Origin of the sequence: Pseudomonas sp. (assembly GCF_049590575.1) — a bacterium.
Taxonomy (GTDB): Bacteria; Pseudomonadota; Gammaproteobacteria; order Pseudomonadales; family Pseudomonadaceae; genus Aquipseudomonas.
This window is the reverse complement of record NZ_JBAWDE010000447.1, coordinates 1-5,177: the sequence shown is the minus strand read 5'-3', so window position 1 is coordinate 5,177 and position 5,177 is coordinate 1. Positions and strand designations below refer to the sequence as shown.

Annotated in this window: 6 protein-coding genes; 2 read left to right on the top strand and 4 right to left on the bottom strand. The window is 59.5% G+C overall.

Annotation, left to right across the window (positions count from 1 at the left end; translation table 11 throughout):
* Positions 1-83 precede the first annotated feature (83 nt).
* A complete protein-coding gene (locus tag WBR57_RS31030) occupies positions 84-542 on the bottom strand; it encodes an REP-associated tyrosine transposase (protein WP_424089540.1) in 459 nt (152 codons plus the stop codon).
* Between the two features lie 211 nt (positions 543-753).
* Positions 754-1,359, bottom strand: coding sequence for a TetR/AcrR family transcriptional regulator (locus tag WBR57_RS31025; protein WP_424089538.1), 606 nt, complete (start codon positions 1,357-1,359; stop codon positions 754-756).
* Between the two features lie 133 nt (positions 1,360-1,492).
* Between WBR57_RS31025 and WBR57_RS31020 the strand changes: the two genes are divergently transcribed.
* A complete protein-coding gene (locus WBR57_RS31020) occupies positions 1,493-2,398 on the top strand; it encodes a DUF808 domain-containing protein (RefSeq protein WP_424089537.1) in 906 nt (301 codons plus the stop codon).
* 52 nt (positions 2,399-2,450) lie between these two features.
* Here WBR57_RS31020 and WBR57_RS31015 read toward each other — a convergent pair whose 3' ends face one another.
* Both WBR57_RS31015 and WBR57_RS31010 read right to left on the bottom strand, forming a co-directional pair.
* Complete coding sequence (locus WBR57_RS31015) at positions 2,451-3,239, bottom strand: MlaA family lipoprotein (protein ID WP_424089535.1); 789 nt, start codon at positions 3,237-3,239, stop codon at positions 2,451-2,453.
* Positions 3,232-4,530, bottom strand: a complete 1,299-nt coding sequence (locus WBR57_RS31010; protein ID WP_424089532.1) for a serine/threonine protein kinase — start codon at positions 4,528-4,530, stop codon at positions 3,232-3,234. The genes WBR57_RS31015 and WBR57_RS31010 overlap by 8 nt, the downstream gene beginning before the upstream one ends.
* 235 nt (positions 4,531-4,765) lie before the next feature.
* Between WBR57_RS31010 and WBR57_RS31005 the strand changes: the two genes are divergently transcribed.
* On the top strand, positions 4,766-5,134 hold the full coding sequence (locus tag WBR57_RS31005) for a hypothetical protein (protein ID WP_424089530.1): 369 nt from the start codon (positions 4,766-4,768) through the stop codon (positions 5,132-5,134).
* Positions 5,135-5,177 lie beyond the last annotated feature (43 nt).

Sequence of the window (5,177 nt, the reverse complement as noted above, 5' to 3'; positions counted from 1 at the left end):
CACATTCGACCGCATTCCAAGGGATGCACTCGGTCAATTGTGGGAGCGGGCTTGCTCGCGAAGGCGGCGACTCGGTCTCCAGCCTACAACCAAATCGCGTCCCACAGCGGATAGTAACCAATCTGCTTCACCAGCCCCGCCCGCAGAGGATTGGCCACCACATACCTGGCCATTTTTACCAGATTGTCCTCCTTGCGTAGCGCACGGTCATGAAAACTGGTTTGCCAAAGGCGGCCTTTGCGTCCGGTAGCACCGTTCACGCTCCGGGTGCTTTTGGATTTCACTTGGCAAAGCAGATCCCCCAGCGAGCCTTTTTGCAATTCGATCAGCCAATGGAAATGGTCTGGCATTACCACCCAGGCCAGGGACTTGGCCAGCCCTTGGTATTGCGCGAGTCTGAATTGCACGACCACCAATCTACCCAAGTGAACGTCACTGAATATCGGTACGCGTTCGTGGGTATTGGTAGTGATCAGGTAGATGCGGTTCGGTTCGCTGAACCGCCCGATACGCAGGCGGTGTGAGGTGGCGAGATCAGGCATTCCTTGGCCTCTCTGCAGATGGGGTTCTGAGAGGCTAGATCTTGGTGACTGATACTGATCGCAAGGCTGTTGGCAGGATGTGTCCGGGAGGGCGCTTTCGCGAGCAAGCCCGCTCCCACAGAGGCTCTACGATGTTCATGCAATGTGTGTCTGCAACCAAATCCCCTGTGGGAGCGGGCTTGCTCGCGAAGGGCACAGGCGCCGCGGTGGTTCAGTCCGGCTCACAGCCCTTGAGCACCAACCGAATAATCGTTTGCGCCGCTGCCTCGTAATCGGCCTCATCCAGGCTGGCCTTGCCGGTCACGGCCGAGATCTGCCAGTCAAAATCGGCGTAGGTCTGCGTCGCCGCCCAGATGCTGAACATCAGGTGATGGGGGTCAATGGCGGCGATCAGGCCGCGATCCACCCAGCTCTGGATGCAGTCGATATTATGCTTGGCCTGGGCGTTCAGCTGTCCGACCTGGTCCGCGCTCAGGTGCGGGGCGCCATGCATGATTTCGCTGGCGAACACCTTGGAGGCAAAGGGCAGGTCGCGGGAGATACGGATTTTCGAGCGGATGTAATTGCTCAGCACCACCGAAGGCTCACCCTCGGGGTTGAACGGCGTGGAGGCGGCCAGGATCGGCTCGATAATGCTTTCGAGCACCTCGCGGTAGAGGTTGTCCTTGGACTTGAAGTAGTAATAGACATTGGGCTTGGGCAGCCCGGCCTTGGCGGCGATGTCGCTGGTTTTGGTCGCGGCGAAGCCCTTGTCGGCAAACTCCTCGCTGGCCGCCCGCAGGATCTTTTCTTTATTGCGCTCGCGAATGGTGCTCATAAACCAGGGTTTTCCTTGCCAGGACAGGCGGTTGGGCATGGTAGCACCGGCTATCCGTGAGCCTCAACAATGTGCCCGCAATGCTCTGCGCCGCGTTATGCTCGCCGCTCTCTCTTTTACGGATGCCCGATTCATGGCAGGAAGCAGCTTGTTGGTGTTGATAGACGATATCGCCGCAGTACTCGATGACGTCGCCCTGATGACGAAAGTGGCCGCCAAGAAAACCGCCGGTGTACTGGGCGATGATCTGGCGCTCAACGCGCAGCAAGTCTCGGGGGTACGTGCCGAACGGGAAATCCCGGTGGTGTGGGCGGTAGCCAAGGGCTCGTTTATAAACAAGCTGATTTTGGTGCCCGCCGCTTTGTTGATCAGCGCGTTTGCGCCTTGGGCGGTGACGCCATTGTTGATGCTGGGGGGCGCTTACCTGTGTTTCGAAGGTTTTGAAAAACTCGCGCACAGCTTTTTTCACAAGCGCACCGAAGAGCAGGCGCATCTGGTCGAGGCCGTGGCCGACCCGGCGACTGATCTGGTGGCGTTTGAGAAGGACAAGATCAAGGGCGCCATCCGCACCGATTTCATCCTTTCAGCAGAAATCATCGCCATCACCCTGGGTACCGTGGCCGATGCGCCGTTGATGCAGCAGGTGATCGTGCTGTCGGGCATTGCCATTGTGATGACCATCGGCGTGTATGGGCTGGTGGCCGGCATCGTCAAGCTGGACGATCTGGGCCTGTGGCTGACCCAGAAGCCCGGCCAGATGGCCCGCAGTATCGGCGGTGGAATTTTGCGCGCGGCGCCGTACATGATGAAAAGCCTGTCGGTAATTGGCACGGCGGCGATGTTCATGGTCGGCGGTGGCATCCTGACCCATGGTGTGCCGGTGGTGCATCACTGGATCGAAGCGGTGAGCCTGAGCACCGGCGGTTTGGCGTGGCTGATGCCGACCTTGCTGAATGCGGTGGCAGGAATTATTGCGGGGGGCATCGTGTTGGCGCTGGTCAGCGTGGTCGGCAAAACCTGGAAAGCCGTCAAGGCATAAACCGCGGACACAAAAAAAGGCCATTCAATCGAATGGCCTTTTTTGTGGGCGTTTACTCGGCGATCTGCAACTTGCGTGATTCGGTGTAGATGTAGCGCACCTTCTCGTACTCGAACGGCGAGTTCATCTGGCCGTAGCGGAAGCTGGTCTGGTAGCGCTTGTCGACGGCGCGCAGGGCCCAGATTTCTGGATGGTTGGAGCTGACTTCCGCGACGTTGAGGAAGTTGATCTCGGTCTCGGCGCCGTAGTCGACGATCAAACCGGTGGTGTCGCGCAGGTTCGATGGGCCGAAGATCGGCAGCACCAGGTAGGCGCCGCCAGGCACGCCGTAGAAGCCCAGGGTCTGGCCGAAGTCTTCGCTCTGACGCGGCAGGCCCATGGACGTCGCCGGGTCCCACAGACCGGCGATGCCGAGGGTGGTGTTGACCAGCAGGCGTCCGGTGGTTTCCAGGGAGCGCTGGCCCTTTAACTGCAGCAGGCTGTTCAACAGGTTGGGCACGTCGCCCAGGTTGTTGAAGAAGTTGCTCACGCCGGTGCGCAGGAAGCTTGGGGTCACGTAGGTGTAGCCATTGACCACCGGCAGGAACACCCATTGGTCGAAGCGGTAGTTGAAGTGGTAGACGCGGCGGTTCCACGACTCCAGCGGGTCATAGACGTTCAGGGCGTTGACGGACGAACGTTCAAATTCACGCTGGTCCAGGCCCGGGTTGAACTTGAGCTTGGTCAGCGGTTCCTTGAAGCCATCGGAACCCACCACGGTGGGTGCGTGAGCCTTGCTGTTGTCGGCATTGGCCACGCCTGCACACATCAGGGCGGCAAGCAGCAGAAGATATTTAGCCACGGAAGAACTCCAGCATGGCGTCGGCGTTGACGCGGTAATTGAGGTTGCCGCAATGGCCGCCCAGGGGGTAGACGGTCAAGCGATCGCCGAAGGTTTGACGCAGGAAGCCAAGGTCGCCAGGGCCCAGGATCACGTCGTCGGCGTTGTGCATTACCGCGATTTTCGGACTGCTGTGCAGGTAGTCCTTGAGGGCGTACAGGCTGACCTGGTCGACCAGTTGCAGCAGGCTGCCGCCGTCCGAGCGGGCGCGCCACATCGGGATAACCTGTTCGGTGAGGTAGCAGTCGAAGTCACACTGCAGTGCACGCTTGAGGAACGGCGTGAGGCTGGTGCCTTCGGTGATCGGGTATTTCGGCGGGATGATCAGGCCGCGGCGGTTGATCAGGTCCGAGGTAAACGCGATGTCGGCCGCCGAGAAGCGAAATGAGGTGCCGATCAGCATGGCCATCTGTTCGTTGGTCAGGTGCTGCTTGGATTGCTGGAAGTCGTAGAGCAGGGCGTCATTGAGGTCGATATAGCCCTTTTGCTGGAAGTAGCGGGTCAGCTTGTTCAACACCAGCTCATAGAACGTGGTGGTGTTGTTGATGCCCTTGACCTCGGTCTGCACCAGCTTGTCGAGGTTGGTGATCGACGTGTAGAGGTTGACCGGCGGGTTGAGCAGCAGCACTTTCTTGAAGTTGAAACTGCGACGGGTCTCGTCCAGCTTGCTGACAAAAGCCGCATCCAGGGCGCCGAGGCTGTAGCCGGTGAGGTAGAAGTCGGTCACCGGCAGCGAGGCGTTCTGCGCGCGCACGGCCTGCATCACGCGGTACATGTCCTCGGCGTCTTCCTGGCTGATGCCGGGCGTAGCGAAGCGCGAGGCCGAGGCGATGAAGTCGAAACTGGTGGGCGACGACAGTTGAACCACGTGGTAGCCGGCCTGGTAATACAGCTTTTTCAGGTATTCGTTAATGCTGCTGTCGAACCGCGCGCCGGTGCCGGCGATCAGGAAAATCAGCGGCGCGGCACGGTCCTGCTTAGCAATTCGATAGGTAAGCTTTTTAACTGCCCAGAAGTTGTCCGGCAGGCTGAATTCGCGCTCGGGGCGCATGTTCAGGGTGTAGTCGGATTGGTTGATTTCGTCGTCGGTCGGCAATTTAGGCCGAAGGTCGGGCGGGGTGGTGGCGATGGTCGCTTCGAACGGGTTCGTCAAAGGGTAGCCATAGGTGGCTTGGTCGATATCGACGGCCAGTGCTGACGCACTCAAAAAAAGGCTGCCCAGCAAGGCAGCGCAGCGCAAGGAACGGAGCATGACTTAATCCCTAAGAGGAAAGGTGCTGAATGAAGTTCGCAGGCTATGACCACCGCGTTGCCACCGAAGTGCCAGCCCTCGGCACTAAAAGTCGGAAAAAACGTCGGAATCGGGGTAATAGTAGCGAGACGATACACTTTGGCACGCATCAGTGAACACTAATTGTGTAGATGCACCTTGCTTACGGCCACTGGCACATTAAGCTGAGCGCCGTTTTTGCCTATCGGAGTGCTCCATGTCCCGTCGCTTGCCGTTGATTTTACTGCTTATTGCCCTGCCGCTATGGCTGGCCGCCAGTTATGCCGCGCGTTATGGCTTTATGGAGGATGGCCAATGGGTGGGCCTGTGCGCCGATGAAGCCAGCCGGTGGGAATGCCAGTTGCGTTCGAACCTGGGCTGGATGATTCACTTCAGGGTGCTGGGCTGGGCGGCGCTCGTTGCGTCGGTGCTGGGATTTTTTGTGCCGGGCCGGGCAGGGTGGTGGTTGGCGGTGCTGGGGATGGTGTTCGGGCTGCCGGCGCTGGCGTTGTACAACACGACGTTTGCGGTGTTTGCCGTGGTGATTGCGGGGTTGCGGTTGGTCAGGAAGCCTCGGGTCGCCTGACAGGGCCAATCGGGGGCAAGCCCCCTCCCACACTATGTGGGAG